The organism is Dysgonomonas mossii DSM 22836, assembly GCF_000213575.1.
GTDB classification, from domain to species: Bacteria; Bacteroidota; Bacteroidia; order Bacteroidales; family Dysgonomonadaceae; genus Dysgonomonas; species Dysgonomonas mossii.
In genome coordinates this window covers 15,828-32,998 of sequence record NZ_GL892005.1, presented here as the reverse complement: position 1 = coordinate 32,998, position 17,171 = coordinate 15,828, and the positions used below count along the sequence as shown (strand labels likewise).

10 protein-coding genes are annotated in these 17,171 nt (G+C 37.3%); 6 read left to right on the top strand and 4 right to left on the bottom strand.

Going from position 1 to position 17,171, the window contains the following annotated elements; all coding sequences use genetic code 11:
• Positions 1-6 precede the first annotated feature (6 nt).
• The 3 genes from HMPREF9456_RS03720 to HMPREF9456_RS03710 form a co-directional block, all read right to left on the bottom strand.
• A complete protein-coding gene (locus tag HMPREF9456_RS03720; protein ID WP_006842123.1) occupies positions 7-3,147 on the bottom strand; it encodes a SusC/RagA family TonB-linked outer membrane protein in 3,141 nt (1,046 codons plus the stop codon).
• A 93-nt stretch (positions 3,148-3,240) separates the two neighbouring features.
• Positions 3,241-4,257 (bottom strand): glycoside hydrolase family 130 protein, encoded by a 1,017-nt coding sequence (locus HMPREF9456_RS03715; protein WP_006842122.1) that lies wholly within the window; start codon positions 4,255-4,257, stop codon positions 3,241-3,243.
• Between the two features lie 38 nt (positions 4,258-4,295).
• Positions 4,296-5,873 (bottom strand): sodium:solute symporter family transporter, encoded by a 1,578-nt coding sequence (locus tag HMPREF9456_RS03710; protein WP_006842121.1) that lies wholly within the window; start codon positions 5,871-5,873, stop codon positions 4,296-4,298.
• Positions 5,874-6,029: 156 nt separating this feature from the next.
• Here HMPREF9456_RS03710 and HMPREF9456_RS03705 point away from each other — a divergent pair, with 156 nt between their 5' ends.
• The 6 genes from HMPREF9456_RS03705 (at position 6,030) to HMPREF9456_RS16940 (ending at position 14,889) form a co-directional block, all read left to right on the top strand.
• Positions 6,030-6,896 (top strand): AraC family transcriptional regulator, encoded by an 867-nt coding sequence (locus tag HMPREF9456_RS03705; RefSeq protein WP_006842120.1) that lies wholly within the window; start codon positions 6,030-6,032, stop codon positions 6,894-6,896.
• A gap of 99 nt (positions 6,897-6,995) precedes the next feature.
• Positions 6,996-8,474, top strand: coding sequence for a glycoside hydrolase family 30 protein (locus HMPREF9456_RS03700; protein WP_006842119.1), 1,479 nt, complete (start codon positions 6,996-6,998; stop codon positions 8,472-8,474).
• Positions 8,475-8,490: 16 nt separating this feature from the next.
• Positions 8,491-10,149, top strand: a complete 1,659-nt coding sequence (locus tag HMPREF9456_RS03695; RefSeq protein ID WP_006842118.1) for a carboxylesterase/lipase family protein — start codon at positions 8,491-8,493, stop codon at positions 10,147-10,149.
• A gap of 3 nt (positions 10,150-10,152) precedes the next feature.
• A complete protein-coding gene (locus HMPREF9456_RS03690; protein WP_006842117.1) occupies positions 10,153-12,999 on the top strand; it encodes a glycoside hydrolase family 2 protein in 2,847 nt (948 codons plus the stop codon).
• 12 nt (positions 13,000-13,011) lie between these two features.
• Entirely contained in the window at positions 13,012-14,172 is a 1,161-nt protein-coding gene (locus HMPREF9456_RS03685; protein ID WP_006842116.1) for an alpha/beta hydrolase, read from the top strand.
• 210 nt (positions 14,173-14,382) lie between these two features.
• Positions 14,383-14,889: an RteC domain-containing protein gene (locus tag HMPREF9456_RS16940; RefSeq protein WP_018074743.1), complete on the top strand. Its 507-nt coding sequence runs from the start codon at positions 14,383-14,385 to the stop codon at positions 14,887-14,889.
• Between the two features lie 166 nt (positions 14,890-15,055).
• Here the strand turns inward: HMPREF9456_RS16940 and mobC are convergent, their stop codons facing one another.
• Positions 15,056-17,059, bottom strand: a complete 2,004-nt coding sequence (mobC, locus tag HMPREF9456_RS03675) for a conjugal transfer protein MobC (protein ID WP_006842114.1) — start codon at positions 17,057-17,059, stop codon at positions 15,056-15,058.
• Between the last annotated feature and the right edge of the window lie 112 nt (positions 17,060-17,171).

Here is a 17,171-nt window from a genome sequence, read left to right as displayed (position 1 = left end):
TTAGTTTTAGAATGTTATATCAATACCAACAGTCCATTTTCTCAGACGAGGATAACCACCTGCGTATATACCGGTTTGATCTACTTCCGGATCATATCCGTCGAATTTGCTAAATGTATATAAATTGGAAGCATTCATATATAGACGAGCTCTTTCAGCAAAAACTTTTTGTTTTGGTAATTTAAATGTATACCCTACTGTGAGATTTTGTATTCTTACAAAAGAACCATCTTCTATCCAATAATCTGATAACATTGTTTGACGGTTACTTCTTAGTCTTGGGTATTTATTGGTCGGATTATCAAGTGTCCAACGGAAGGCTGCATTATGCGGATCTCCAAACATTTTTGTATTCAATACATCGTTGCCAAAAACACCATTCAGAAATATACTGGCATCAAAATTTTTCCAGCGGAAAGCAAGGTTTAGGCTGGCCGTAAAATCAGGATTAGGATCTCCAATAATACATTTATCATTCTCATTTATAACACCTTTTGTGCCATCCCCGTCATAGATGTTAAGATATTTGAATTCTCCAGGTTGTGCATAATCTCCTGTAAGTCCTGCATCAAGCCCTTCTTGTAAGGTTTGTATAATGCCATTTGTTTTGTATCCGTAGAAAACATTGATAGGTTGCCCGATAGCCAGGATATTGGTATACGCACGATATTGTTCACGGAGGTTTCCAATCACCTCATATTGCATTCCTGTACGAGGATCGGTTATCAATCCAGATTCGAGGCTACTACCCAAATCCAAAACTTTATTGCGATTCATTGAGAAGATAAATGTCGCATCGAATCCCCAATCCTTTGTATCCACTATGATACCATTGAATGTTGCTTCAAACCCACGGTTGCGTATTTTGCCATCATTTACCCACATACGGTCATATCCTGAAGATAATGCAAGGTTTCTTTCTCGTAGTAAGTCTGATGTTTCTTTATTATAAATATCAAAGGTAGCCGTTAATCTTCTATTGAAGAAAGCCATATCGATACCAAGATCCCACTGGGATGTTGTTTCCCATTTCAGATCAGGATTGGGAATACCGCTCCAGACTTTATAAATACCATCTTGTCCTGCACTTCCCGATACATAACCAGGACCGATAGCTGTCAGCCATTCTCCTTCATTGTAATATTTGGTTGTTCCATAACGGCTTAATGTTTGGTAAGGGCTGATACCCTGATTACCCGATATACCATAACTTAGACGGAATTTCAATTCATCGAATAGTTTCCAGTTCTTCACAAAATCTTCTTCGTGTGCTTTCCAGCTTAATGCTCCTGATGGGAAATAAGCCCATTTATTATTTTTACCGAATTTGGACGAGCCATCGGCACGGAAAGTTAGAGTGGCCAAGTATTTATTGTCAAGAGTATAGTTAAGGCGTCCCATATAAGAAAGGAGCTTACTCTTAGAATATCCATTTGATAATAAGTTTTTAGCTTGTTCACCTGCTCCCATGTTTTCATTTCCTAAAGACTCGTTGACAAAACCACTGGCTGTCAGATAGGAATCTCTATATTGATACCATTCGAAAGAATGACCTGCCATAACGTCAAATTCATGTTTATCATTGAATATTTTGGAATAGTTGGCAAATGTCTCAGAAACAAAATTCTGTCCTTCTGTATTCCCTATAATTCCTCTTCCTTTATTTTCATTTCCGGCCTGTGTGTATTTTTTTGGTAAATATTGGTCGTTAGTAGACTTTCCATATTTATAGTTTATCTGGCTGGTTAATTTAAGTTCGGGAAGAATCTGCCACTCTAATGCTGCCGATGAAATAACATCTAACATCTTTGTTTTATTTTTTCTAAGTTCACGCAGGGCAATAGGATGATCGTAGTCCGTAGCTGTAGTTTGGTAGTATGTTCCATCTTCGTTATAAACAGGATAGATCGGATTTCTCCAATAGGCAAGCCCACCATGATTGTCTCTATTTCCCGAGTATAGGATATTAGAAGCACGTATTTTAAAATTACTGTAAATATAATGTTCGACATTCAGATTATATCCGCCCTTCGAATAGTCATCTTTTTTATACATACCCTGATCAGTATAGTAATTAGCACTCAAGTTGAAACTTGTCTTTTCGTTCGAACTGGCTACAGAAATTGTAGTATTATTTGACACTGGATTTCTGAATACAAGATCATCCCAACGCGTATTGGTAGTCCATGTAGTTTGCAACTCTTCTATTGAAGGATAATAAACCCCGGCCGAATTCACTGCGCCGATATAAAGAGGTTGTTCACCGCCATTAATACGGCTCTCGTTATTCAACATCGCCATTAGTACGGGATCTCTCCATAAATCTAGTTTTGAAGAAAACTCAGAAAAAGTTAGCTGCTGTTTTACTGAAACCGCTGTGGTTCCTTTTTTTGCTCTTCTTGTAGTAACTATAATTACACCGTTTGCTCCTCGAGATCCATATATAGCTGATGCAGAAGCATCTTTTAATACTTCCATTGAAACGATATCATCTGTATTGATCTGTTTTAGGTCTCCGGCATCACCCAATGGGAAGCCGTCAACAACAATCAGAGGAGAATTAGATCCGCGTAATGAGCTATTTCCTCGGATGCGCACAGTCGATCCCGAACCCGGATCTTGAGAAGAGTTGATTACCTGTACACCGGCAGCACGTCCTTGTAAAAGACCCTCCACAGAATTAGCTGGAATATCACTTATAACATTGGTTTTAATACTAGCTACAGATCCGGTCAAATCGCTTTTCTTTACCGAACCATAACCGATTACCACTGTTTCTCCGAGCAAAATAGCATCATCTTGCATAGTTACATCAATCGTTGTTCGGTTATTAATAGCGATTTCCTGCTTCGTCATTCCAATACTGGAGAACTCCAATGTTCCATTTGACAGAATATTGGGTAAAGAATACTTACCATCTATATCTGTAATAGTCCCAGTATGTGCAGCAGCATTCTTCAGTACGACAGACACCCCGATAAGAGGCTCTCCTTTAGTATCTATAACAGTACCGGAGACTGTTATTTTTCCAGGATCTTGATTTACGGCACTCTGTACCGTACAAAAACTACCCAACAAAAAACATATAAAAAACATTTTAAGGGATAGAAGACCCATAGACATTTTTTGGGCTTTAGGTTTCTTCATGTGATTAGTTTTATTAAATATTATTTATAACTAGTTAACAAAACAAAAGTATAGGGAAACAATGAATAAAAATTTACCAATCCTGCTGATTTGTTATACTTTTTTGAATGTTTTGATAAAATCATGGATATTGCATGTTGCAACACCTACATATTTATCTGCACCTCCGTAATACACATATAATGTGTCATCTACAATTACATTTCCTGTCGGAAATACGCACCCTCTGTAATACCCTTCAATCTCGTAGTCGTATTCCGGCTCAAGGATGAAATCCGAAGCTTTTGAAATTATCTTCAATGGATTTTCTAAATCTAAAAGGATAGCACCCGCCCTATAGTAACCCAAACCTCCGTTTTCAACACCATGGTAAATAACCAACCAACCATATTCTGTTTTCAAAGGCGGGGTACTTCCTCCTATTTTTTCTTCCCATGAGCCTTCAATACCGGTTAAGAGCAAATGGCTTTCTTTGTCCTCCCAGTCTAATAAGTCATCAGAAAATTTGAGCCAGATAGAAGGGTATTTTACGCCATATTTTTCTCCTATATATTGCTTTGGCCGATGCATCAATACATATTGCCCATTTATCTTTTCAGGGAAGATTATTACATCCCTGTCATCCAAAACCGGGGAGGTCAAACGTCCTAAGCGACGAAAACTTTTAAAATCAGTAGTAACAGCAAGTCCCGTATTTCCCAAATTTTTAGCAATTGCTGCAGGTGCATTAGCACCCACTTTAGGCACTTTTACCACATCATGAGCAAATTTCCAATATTGCCCTGGAGGAAAGGGGCGGTATGCATATGTTACATAATATTCAGTATCGAGTTTAACTATACGCGGATCTTCCACACAACCTGAGTCGAAATTGTTTGCTCCAGGTCCGAAGACTGGTTCATCCGAAGCTCTTTCGAAATGAAAGCCATCTTTACTCGTCGCCAATCCTAATCGGATTACATGTTCTTCATCATTACCTGCAGCACGATAGAGCATGTAAAAAGTTCCGTTGTCATAGTATACTCCCGGATTGCATGTCACTAATGATTCCCAGTCATTTTTCTCGTTGGGAGACACAATAGGGTTTCCCTGAAATTTTTTCAATTTCATAAATTAAAGTTTTATTATATTGATTTTTAATTAATTGACTAACAAAATACGACCCAAAGAATAGCACTCAGCCCTAACAAAAGTATTGTCCATCCTAAATAACTTTTATACCACGCATTCCCTCTAAGATCTCTGAACTCCGCAACTAGATCATTTTTCCGAAAAGTAGTATCAACCAACTTTCCATAGGCAGGCGCCGGACTCATCAGGCTTGTAAAATACATAATTAACATACTCGCGCTGAGCAGAAACGGAACCACAAGCAAGAAGTGCATGTTACCGAAAATTTCCTGCCGGAAGAACAGCATCAGTACCGCTATCGCCAACCCGCTTATCAGCCCAATGAAAGTACCATTTCCGTTTACCCTTTTACTGAATATACCCAGAAGGAACGCTGCCACAATTGGAGGTGAAATGTATGATAGCATCTCCTGGTAGTATTTTAATAATGAGCCGAATTTACCGATCTGTGGAGCCCATATTGCAGCCAAGACAATGATAACTAATGAAGCTATTTTTCCCACTTTTACCAGTTTTTTGGAATCGGCATTCTTGTTGAAGTGAGAATAAAAGTCCATTGTAAATAAGGTAGATGTCGAATTTAAAATGGCGCTTAGAGCAGATGTCAATGCGGATAACAAAGCAGCTAAAATAATAGCCAACAAACCGATCGGCATTAAGTTAATTACCATGGTCGGATATACCATATCCGGACGGTCGAGTCCCGGGAACAATCCTCTAGCAATAAGTCCGGGTATAGCTATTATAAATAGAGTTGCCATCGTAAGAAATCCGTTCAGCATAACACCTTTACGACCTTCGTCAACCGTTTTGGCACTCAATACGCGTTGTACCATTGTCTGGTTGTTCGCCCAGAAATATATACCCAGGATAGGCATACCGACTATTAGTCCCAGCCATGGAGTGGCAGGATCATCCATCGGACGAATAAGTTTTGCCAGAATATCTCCATTCTTATACAGGTCGATAAAATAATCGCCTCCCTGTTGGAAACAGAAGAATGTTAGTATTATTGAACCTATAATCAATATAATCGCCTGTATTAGTTCCGTTTTTATTACCGAAGACAACCCTCCCGGAATAGTATAAGAGGCTGCTATGGCTGCAAAAATAATTATGATAAGCTGCAAATCAGCAGCTGGATATATTAATTTGATAATTAAGGCCGCAGCATATAGCGCGCCTGCTGCATCTAAAAAGATATTACCAATAATGCATATTGCTGAAAAATAGAATCGGGAACGTTTATCAAAGCGTTTTTCTAAAAACTCAGGAATTGTGAAAACTTTAGACCTTATATATAAAGGCAATAAAAATACTGCAAAGAATACCATTACGACTATCCCTGTCAGATTGTAATTGAAAACAGCAAGCCCTGTATCATAAGCATCCCCCGACTGACCAATTAATGTCGTACTGGATATACTTGCAGCGAATAATGACAAGCCAACAATCCACCAGGGCATCGACCGCCCGGCAAGAAAATAGGATTGGGAATCCGAACTTTTCCCATTTTTAAGCCCCCACCATATTATAAATATAATGTATAAGACTACTATAATTAAATCTACTGTACTGATTGAAAAATTTTCCATGGGTATTGATTTATATTCATGTTACAAAAGTATATGTTAAGTTGTATTAATGATTATACAATCTTATTGAAATGTTGTACTTTTTTGAATTAACTATTGCTTTTTTTATTTTATTTCTACATTTGTATATGATATCACATTATAATAACTTTCTTTATGCGAGAGATTCAAAAAGAGATTACACCATTGTCTGATAACGATTTGTTCATTGTTCTGAATCATCCGTCCGCCAAATTCGATTATCCGGTGCACCATCATTCCGATTATGAAATTAATTTGGTAATTGATACATATGGGAAGCGTATAGTTGGAGATTCCGAGGAAGAATTCTCTACTCTGGATTTGGTAATGATAGGACCGAATATCCCCCACGCATGGCAAGGGGAAATTGTAGAGGGCAATCATGTGGTGACTATCCAGTTTTCCGAAAAACTACTGAATTTTCCGATGCTAGAAAAAAGACTATTCTCGCAGATTAAAGCCTTACTTTATGAAGCTCAACGAGGTATCTGTTTTTCAGAAAAAACACAGTTGGAGATGAAAGACCGTATATTAAAATTAACCAAGATGCAGGGTTTCCAGACAGTATTGGAGTTCTTTTCTATTCTTCATGATCTCTCTATTTCCGACAGGAGTGTATTAATGGATAATATATATGACTCTCAATCCATCGTAAGAGTATCTAAAAGCCGTCGTATCGCTAAAGTATGTGATTATATTGAAAAGAATTATGAGAATCAGATTAAGTTAAGTGAGGTAGCTGAAATGGTAAATATGTCTGAATCTGCATTCAGCCATTTTTTCAAAAAGAAGACCCGTTGTACATTTATTGATTATGTTATCAATCTGAGAATAGCAAAAGCTTGCCAAATGCTATCGGAAACAACGCACTCCATAGCAGAAATATGTTTCCTTTGCGGTTTTAATAATTTATCCAATTTCATTCGTATTTTCAAAAAAAAGAAAGGATCTACTCCGAGCGAGTACCGTACATTAATTGAACAAATGCTCATTAAATATTAGCATATTCATAATAGTATAACAAATCAGCGACATTGTATAACCATAAGTTTGCCTACCAAAGTAAATTTGTTGTATGTAAACTTTTAATAAATAAATACAATGTTAAATCTAATATCGTTAAAAAAATTGTTTTTACTGGCATTAGCCCTACATGCAATTTACATACAAGCACAACAAATAGAATCGTGGATAACTACACCTGACCGGAATACTCTTTTTCAGCAGCAATCCGAAAAGATAACTTTCGGAGATGAGCAGGGAAAAGGCTTGCCTATCATAATTGATGACCGTCAGGAATATCAAATAATGGATGGCTTTGGTTTCGCTTTGACCGAAGGAAGTGCGTTTCATCTGAATCGCATGAGCGCAAATGCTCGTGAAAATATTCTCAAAGAAATGTTCAGGAATGATGTGAACAATGTCGGATTCAGTTATATCCGGTTAACCTTAGGAGCATCCGACCTGAATAATTTAGTCTATTCATACAACGACCTTCCCGATGGAGAAAAAGATACCAGATTAAAGAAATTCAATCTTGGACATGATTACGATGATGTAATTCCTGTAATGAAAGAAATATTGAAAATCGTACCTGATATAAAAATAATGGCATCACCCTGGTCTGCGCCTGTATGGATGAAGACGAATAATAATGTACAGGGAGGAGCTTTAAAGAAAGAATATTACAATGTATATGCACAATATTTTGTGAAATACATTCAACAAATGGCAAAAGAAGGAATAAATATTGATGCTGTTACTATACAAAATGAACCGTTAAACTCGCGTAATACTCCCAGTATGCCGTGGTATTGGCAGGAGCATAATGAATTTGTAAGGGACCATCTCGGACCTGCATTTAAAGAAGCAGGCATAGAGACCAAGATTGTTATTTTCGACCATAATTGCGACCGCCCCGATTATCCTTTAGCTATTTTAAGTGATGCAATCACAGCGCAATATGTCGATGGTTCTGCGTTTCATCATTATCGGGGATATCTCAGCGGTATGAGTATCGTACACTGGGCAAGACCAGATAAAAATATTTATTTTACAGAGCAGATGCTTACCGAAAGACCAGATAGCCGAACAATAAATATTGCATTATCGGTGAAAAGGCTTCTTATTGATGTGACTCGGAATTGGAGTAAGAATGTTGTTCTCTGGAATTATGGAGCCAACCCGCTAAACGACCCGCATACCGATAACGGAGGCTGTTCGATGTGTCAGGGTGCAATAACTATCGATGGAGACCATGTGACTCGAAATATAGCCTATTATACAATAGCGCATGCGTCCAAATTCGTTCGCCCGGGTTCTGTACGCATTTCATCAACTCATCCTTTCGACTCTGGTGTGGATATTACTGAGGATGAAGAACGGGCGGAAGTGCGTCGTACAACGGTTGTGGAGCATAGTGATGTATTACCGAATGTAGCTTTTAAAACTGCCGAAGGCAAGATTGTTTTGATTGTCGCTAATGACAGTTGGTCTCGTAACCAAGTTAAGGTACAATATAACGGACGTTTCGCTAATCTACCACTCGCTCCCGGTTCTGTGGGAACCTTCATCTGGTAAATAAACAAATAGAATTATGAATAAAACAAGTGAAGTATTTATTAAGGCTGTTACGATAGCATCAGCATTATTTATCACCGTTACGTCTCCATTACCGGCACAGAATCATACTAACATTCCCGAAGATGAACCGCAAATTCAAATCGGAGAAAATATCGCTATAGCCGATACAGAATACGGCAAAGTGAAAGGATATATTTCTCGCGGGGTATATACATTTCTGGGTATACCGTATGCTTCTGAAACATCTGGAAAGAACCGTTTTATGCCTCCGCAGAAACATGAAAAGTGGGATGGCATCCGCCCGGCTGTATTTTACGGCAACAGTGCACCGCAAGATGTGTACAGCCGTGCGTCTACTTCGTACGATATGTTTGTAGACCATTGGAATTACGATGAAATCAGCGAGAATTGCCTCGCTCTGAATATCTGGACAAATGCAATTGCCGACGGCAAAAAACGTCCGGTGATTGTCTGGTTGCACGGTGGCGGATATACAAGGGGTAACGGCTTCGAACAGGATGGTTACCATGGTGAAAATATCGTTCGCTATGGTAACATTGTTTTCTGCTCCATAAACCATCGGTTGGGTGTTTTTGGTTTTACCGACTTGTCTGCTTTCGGAGAAAAATATAAAAATTCGGGAAACGCCGGATTATTGGACATGGTTTTCGCTTTGCAATGGATACATGACAATATTGAAAATTTTGGAGGAGATCCCAACAATGTCACCATTATCGGTCAATCTGGTGGAGGAGCTAAGGTTTGCTTGCTGGCAACGATGCCCGAAACAAAAGGTCTTATCCATAAAGGTGTTTCGCTCAGTGGTTCGGCTATACGTGCTAATAATAAAGATTATTCGAAACGCTTAGGAGAATATATTGTAAAAGAAGCAGGACTATCTGAATCGGAAGTAGATAAATTACAGGATATGTCGTGGAAAGATTATATGGAGCTTGCTTACCAGGGAGCATCACGTATGGAAAAAGAGAGCGGAGGAGCGGGAATGGCAAGAGGAAGTTTCGGTCCCGTAGGAGATGGAATTCATTTGCCCGAAGATGAATTTTTCAGCAATCCGGACTCTCCCGATATACCCATGATTTTCTGTACTACTTTTCACGAGTGGGGAGTGGAGAGAAATAATCCTGCTCAGGAAAAAATAACCAGAACAGAAGCGATTCAAAAACTTTCGGAACGATATGGAGAGAATGCACAAGCTATATATGATGCATATTCACGTAATTTTCCTTCAGCAAAACCGTTTGACGTTCTTGTATTGATTTATTCGAATCGTATGTCGGTAGTGGAATCGGCAATTGCTAAGAAAAAGCAGGATTCACCTGTATATATGGCATGGTTTGGATTCGAACCCTTTTTATTTGACGGGCGTATACGCGCTTTTCATTGTCTTGATATTTCTTTCTGGTTTTTGAATACTGACCTGATGCTGACACATTCGGGAGGAGGGACCAGACCTCGGAAACTATCGTATAAAATGGCGGATTCACTCCTTAACTTTGCACGTACAGGTAATCCGAATTGTGCATCTTTACCTCACTGGCCGGAGTTTTCCTTGGAGAATGGAGAAACAATGATATTGAATGATAATTGTGAAGTAAAAAACGACCCGGATAAAGAGGGACGTGCAGTATTAACAGAGAGTCTAAAAAAATAAGTAATGAAATATTTCATACTCTTGTTCAGTATATTTATTCTAATTTCCCATACCGGATTGTCAGCACAAAATAATGTTGTAACCAATGATAATATAAAGAAAACAGATACATTTCCTATCGGGAAAAATTATGGACTATCTGTCCCTCAGGATTCTGCAACATTACCCTATTCCAGATTCGATTCTTTATATACTATAATTGATAATCAATCCTACCACAAACCAATAAGATTATCAGAAAAGGAATACTGCCTTAATCAAGGATGGGTATTAACAGCCGACGAAATATATGCAAAAAGATATAAAGCCACGGTTCCGGGTACAGTTTTAACAACATTGGTAAATCAAGGTGAATATGAAGATCCTTATTTTGGACTCAATATGATGAAAATCCCGGATGATCTATGCCGTAAAAACTGGATTTATACATTGAAATTCAAATCACCAGAAAAGAGCAGTAAAAATGTGTTCCTCAATTTTCAAGGTATTAATTACATGGCCGATGTGTTCCTAAATAATATTTCTATCGGTAGAATAGAAGGAGCATTTAAAAAAGGTATTTTTAATATTTCTTCTCACATCAGGGATGAAAATGAACTTAAGGTTATAATTTACCCTCCCAATAATCCGGGTATACCGCACGAACAATCTGCCCGCACCTCTTATGGACCAAATGGGGGTGTTCTGTGTCTTGACGGACCAACGTTTATATCCTCCGAAGGCTGGGATTGGATGCCTGGTATCCGAGACCGCAATATTGGAATCTGGCAGGATGTATCTTTATCTTACACGGACGATATTAGGTTATCAGACATGCAGATAATTACTGACCTGAATCTACCTGATACCACTCAAGCTTTGGTAACAGTAAACGTAGACGTCAGTAATTTATCGTCAAAAAGACAGAAAACAACCTTATTACTACATATAGCTGGAATGCAGATATCCAAACAAGTAGAAATGTCCCCACAATCTAAACAAACCATTTCATTCACCTCCTCCACTTATTCAGAATTATGTCTAAATAATCCGAAGCTATGGTGGCCTAATGGATATGGTGAACCTCATCTGTATGAGGCAACTGTGAGTGCCTCAGTTAATAAAGTACAGAGCGATAAGGTAAAAGAGCGTTTTGGAATACGTGAGGTTTCATTTGAAATGCTGATTGCAGAAACCCCTGATTCAGACAAACATGTAAGGGTAGATTATAATCCTTTGCAATGGCTGCAAAATAATCCTTATCCATGGAACAATGGCATTCGGGTTAATTTATCTGATGGCATAAGTATTCCGACATTTACAGATAAGTCTTTCTGTTCAAAAATGCCTGTTATAAAAGATAATACTAATCCTTATCTGGTTGTAAAAGTCAATGGTGTCCCTATCTTTTGCAGAGGTGGAAATTGGGGCATGGATGATGCTATGAAAAAGGTATCCCGTTTGAAAATGGAACCATATATTAAATTACACAAAGAAGCTGGATTCAATATGATTCGTAACTGGGCTGGAGAATCAACAGAGAAGGTATTTTTTGATTTGTGTGATGAATATGGAATTTTGGTATGGAATGACTTCTGGTATTCAACACTTGGATTTAATCTGGAACCCGAGGACAAAGATTTATTTATGGACAATGTAAAAGATGTGATTGTACGGTATCGCAATCATCCTTCTTTGATTATCTGGTGTCCTCGCAATGAAGGATATGCACGCCCTGAGCTAGAAACTGAATTGGTAGAAGCAACATCTAAAATAGATGGAACAAGATTATATATCGGAAGTTCCCGTTATTTAAATCTGCGTTCGAGTGGTCTGTGGGATTATAAACCAAATGAATCGGTATACTTTACTCAGATAGCGGAGGGATTCTCTACCGAATTGGGAACAATGGCTGTACCACTAGCTTCTTCTATGAAAAAGATGATGAGTGAAGCTGACCTATGGCCTATTGGTGATGTTTGGTATTACCACGACTTTTATTTTGGTAAATGGGGATATAGTGCTACAATAGATAGCCTTTATGGTGAAGCTGTTTCCATGCCGGATTTTTGTAAAAAAGCACAACTAATAAATTACAATAGCCACCGTGCCATGTTTGAAGCATGGAATAACAAACTGTGGAAGAATACATCAGGACTATTGCTATGGATGTCGCATCCGGCCTGGCCAAGTACAGTTTGGCAAACTTATTCATGGGATTATGAAACTACAGGAGCATATTATGGTGCTAAGAAGGCTTGTGAGCCTTTTCATATTCAAATGAATGCACATGATTACACTATTGCTGTTGTAAATACGACAAATCATAACAGAAAAAATATTTTGATAGAAATGAAAGCATATTCATTATCCAATGAAGTGCTTTATTCGGAAAGAACAAATATTGATTTGAATGCAAATTCACGTGACAGTGTTCATTTATCGTTTATTGAAAAATTAAGGAATACAAATGTACCTTATCTTTTACGCCTTAAATTGATAGATGAGGAAGAAATACTTTCTTTGAATGAATACTGGCTTACAGGTAAAAGCGGAACTTACAGATCATTCAACGATTTGCCGTATACAGGATTGGAAGCAAAGATTATATATCAAAACGATAACCTAATTTATTTTAAACTTTATAATCCTACCTCGACTCCTGCCATAGGAATAAAAATTAAAGTTGTAGATATAGAAACAGAAAAAGAGATTCTCCCTGTTTCAGTTTCTGACGGTTATTTTACACTGATGCCACAGGAGGAGCGAATACTTATCATTGATCAAACACTTTCTCCGAAAGCAAATTTGTATGGTATATATACAGAAGGTTATAACATTCAAACAGGAATTATTCAAACATATAAATAAAAACATCATAAAATGAAAAAATATATATTATTAATATTAGCTTTTTTTATAATCGGGGCATTAATTACACCAACAAATGCACAAGAAAAGAAAAATAAGTTTAGTACAGATGGATGGTGGAAACCTGCCGAGCCTCCTTTTTCTCCTGTAGTAAACGAGGATAATAGTATCACATTCCGGATAAAGGCTCCCAGTGCAAAGAATGTCATTTTGCATTTTGATGAATGGGATGTCTTATCACAGCCGATGGTAAAAGATGAGCAGGATGTATGGTCTGTTACAATCCATCCTGTGAAGCCACGTTTGTACCAGTATGTATTCGAGATTGATGGTATCCTTACAATAGATTTTGCCAATCCGGTTGTAAAAGCCGGAACGTCAGTGTATGGAAGTGTCGTTGAAGTACATGGCGGTTCCATTCCACGTTATGATGAACTGCAGAATGTACCTCATGGGGAAATTCATATCTTGAAGTATATCTCTACTCAACTTCATAAACCGCGGGAAATGTATGTATACTTACCAACTGAATATCATAAAAATAATTTGGAAGAATTTCCTGTCTTATACTTGCGACATGGAGGCGGGGACAGCGAGAGCAGTTGGACAAAAGATGGCCGTTCTAGTATCATATTGGATAACCTGATTGCTTCGGGAAAAGCTAAACCGATGTTAATCGTTATGTCTAACGGATTGACGGACGGTTCATGGGCAGGAGGAAGTACTGTGGAAGGAATGGATATATTGGAAGAGGAACTCCTAAATGATATTATTCCGTATATCGAACAACGTTATCGTGTAAAAAGAGATAAAAGAAACAGGGCTATTGCCGGGCTTTCTATGGGAGGAGGTCAAGCTTATGTTATTGGATTAAGAAATTTGGATAAATTTTCATATATAGGTCAATTTAGTGCTGGGATTATAGGAGATGGCAATTTCAACCATGACAAATACATTCCGGGCGTTATATCTGATGTTGGAAGAGTCAATCGCGAACTAAAGCTGCTCTGGATTAGTTGCGGAACAAAAGATCCTCGCTATGACGGGCACGTCGAATTTGTGGAAAATCTTAAAGAGATGGGAGTTAAATACGAATTCTATGATAGTAATTATGGTCATGAATGGGAATTCTGGAGGCAACAATTACGGGATTTTGTACAGAGATTATTTTAAAGAATTAATTAAAAGATTAGAATAAAGTAGACTCTACGTATTGAGTCTTTGTATCACTAATTAATAATTATAATTTTTTTAAAATGAAAAATTTAATGAATTTGAAATTATTTTCTATCTTATCTAAACAAGATGAAAGTAACAATTTTCTAACAAAACTTGAAGAAGCCTATGACGAATTTGCACTAAAGTTATTAGACAGACTACAAATTGAATCAAACATCACAAAACTCTATTACCATCTTGGTTTTGTACGTTTGGAACTTGTCGGAATACGAGACGGCTTATCCGATAAGGAGGAAAAAAAATGCCTTAAAATATACAATCAAGGCAATCTCTCTTATTGATATAGAACTTAAAATCTTACAATGGCAATTACAGAATAATAGTAATAAAGGAAATCAAAAAGAAAAGAAATCAGAACAAGACCTTCATTGGACCGGAACAGCAGCCGATTTAGTAGAATTTGCATATGGAGCCTTGGAAACTAAGAAATTTGAGAATGGCGATATTGACATTAATTTATTGGTTGAAATCCTCTGTCAGCTATTCTCCTTTGAAGTAAAAGATTGTTATGATACATTCAGGGCCATCCGTCGACGTGTCGGAAGCCGCACCCTCTTTCTTGACGAAATGATTGAAAAGTTAAACGAACGAATGGATAATATGGATAATGGAATTTTTAAAAAGAAAAAAATAAGAAGGAAAGATAAATAATAGATCATTGTATTTCATTTTCTTTAGCGAATAGAAAACTGGTAATTTAAAATTCACGAACAAAAGAAAAGGAAATAATGTTCATGCACATAAAGCATGGAGCATTACTCCTGTTCGTAAGGTATACCAGTACCCCTATAGCTGGAGATAATGCATCCATGCTTTTTTATCCTTTAATCAGGTGCTTTAGATTCTCATCACTACTTATCCGTTCCAATTCCTCCTTTACAATCTGCCCGATATCCGCTTTAATCTGAGAGTAATTCTTTTGAATCTCTTCTTCCATTAAATCAACACCTTCCGTATTAATAAAGTTGGTCAAGATAGGAATTTTTCGATAGTTTTTCATCTCTGCTGAAACTTTAACATTATCCACCACAATTTCAGCATGAAATATCTTTTGCTCGATTCGTTCATCAAAGTTGTCCGATACAGCACCTACAAACATACCCTGAGTAAGATTCGATATTTTGCTGGCAGGAATAAGACTATCCATCTGTGTACTGATAGAAGTCGATTTATCCTGTCTGTTGATGGTCATTGATTGACGTTTTTGTAACACTTTACCAAAACGATCTGATAATGTCTTTGCCGATTCTCCCACGACCTGCCCCGAAAAGATATTACCAACTGTATTTTGCACCACTTTCGATTCCTTATCTCCATAATCACGATTTAACTGGCTATAATCCTGAAAACCAAGACAAACAGCTACTTTATTACTACGGGCAGTGGCTATCAGGTTGTCCAAACCTCGGAAATAAATAGTAGGCAACTCATCGATAATAACAGACGATTTAAGCTGTCCCTTTTTGTTTATTAATTTCACTATACGGCTATTATATAAACCAAGTGCTGCTGAATATATGTTTTGCCTGTCAGGATTATTCCCGACACAAAGGATTTTAGGTTCTTTCGGATTATTAATATCCAATGTAAAATCATTACCTGTCATTACCCAATACAGTTGAGGACTAATCATCCTGGACAAAGGTATTTTTGCTGAAGCTATCTGTCCCTGGAGCTGATCTTGCGCCCCACCTTCCCATGCATCCATAAAAGGAGAAAGATAGTTTTCCAATTGAGAGTACGATGTCAGTATTGGAAATATATCTGCATATTTCTTATTAAGGAATTCGATTGCATGGGGGAAAGTACAATATTTTCCATCCTTATATATTTTGAGATACCAAATTATAGCAGCTAACAGGATAATTGGCGATTCCACGAAAAAATCCCCTTGCTTCTGAATCCATGTTTTATTCAGATTAAGCATTATCGTATAAGCTGATTCATATGCATCGCTGATATTCGTCATAAATTCGGGAGCAATAGGGTTGCATCGGTGGCTCTTTGCCGGATTATCGAAATTGATTACATAGAATTTCGGAGCAACATCATATTTATCAAGATTTTTGAGCAACTCATTATAAGCGATAGTTGATAAATCATCGAACTTATAATCATATATATACATTGAAAAACCTTTTGCAATCTGCTGTTTGATGTAGTTGTTTACTATTGCATAAGATTTACCACTACCGGGAGTTCCTAACACAATAGATGCGCGGAATGGATTAACAACATTAATCCAGCCCTTATTCCATTTTTTCTTATAATAGAAGCGGGTTGGAAGATTTATCGAATATTCGTTCTCAATGAGGCGAGTTTCCTGCATAAAGGATTCGTTCTCCAAATTGAATATATCCTCCATCAGGTTGTTCTTCAATAGTCTACTCATCCACAACCCTGCCATTAATAACAAGATATAACCAATTGTTATTGTAAAAATGTAGACAGCAGTATTAGCTATTAATGGCAGAGGTAGAGCCAGTATCCACCAGTTGAGAAAAAAGAAGATAAAGCCAAAGAACAGGAATATGCATATCTTATTACATGTGATTTTCTCTCCTTTGACTCCTTTTGTCCCCAAACAGGACAAACCAAGAAATACTAAGGCAAACAACTTAGTCCAAAGTATATTAGAAAACAACCTGGAAGTATTTTGAAAATTCAACAGGATTTTATCTACAACTCCAATATTAATTCCTGTTTCCCTTATTGATTGGTAGCAGAACCAATAAATATGGATTACTACAAATAATATACTGATAGCTCTCATGAATTCCATCACTTTAGCTAACCCTCTTAAATCGTCTTCTTGTTGCATAATACTATTAATTTAGAATTTGGGTCCAAAACTAATATCCATACAGTTCTAAAAATGAGACAATTTACCGTCGACACTAGGCCATGGGATAATTCTATACAATGAAAAAATC

Coding starts and splice junctions, on each gene's coding strand:
- HMPREF9456_RS03715 (WP_006842122.1), bottom strand. CDS start 4,257: ATGAAATTGAAAAAATTTCAGGGAAACCCTATTGTGTCTCCCAACGAG.
- HMPREF9456_RS03720 (WP_006842123.1), bottom strand. CDS start 3,147: ATGAAGAAACCTAAAGCCCAAAAAATGTCTATGGGTCTTCTATCCCTT.
- HMPREF9456_RS03705 (WP_006842120.1), top strand. CDS start 6,030: ATGCGAGAGATTCAAAAAGAGATTACACCATTGTCTGATAACGATTTG.
- HMPREF9456_RS03710 (WP_006842121.1), bottom strand. CDS start 5,873: ATGGAAAATTTTTCAATCAGTACAGTAGATTTAATTATAGTAGTCTTA.
- HMPREF9456_RS03690 (WP_006842117.1), top strand. CDS start 10,153: ATGAAATATTTCATACTCTTGTTCAGTATATTTATTCTAATTTCCCAT.
- HMPREF9456_RS03700 (WP_006842119.1), top strand. CDS start 6,996: ATGTTAAATCTAATATCGTTAAAAAAATTGTTTTTACTGGCATTAGCC.
- mobC (WP_006842114.1), bottom strand. CDS start 17,059: ATGCAACAAGAAGACGATTTAAGAGGGTTAGCTAAAGTGATGGAATTC.
- HMPREF9456_RS03695 (WP_006842118.1), top strand. CDS start 8,491: ATGAATAAAACAAGTGAAGTATTTATTAAGGCTGTTACGATAGCATCA.
- HMPREF9456_RS03685 (WP_006842116.1), top strand. CDS start 13,012: ATGAAAAAATATATATTATTAATATTAGCTTTTTTTATAATCGGGGCA.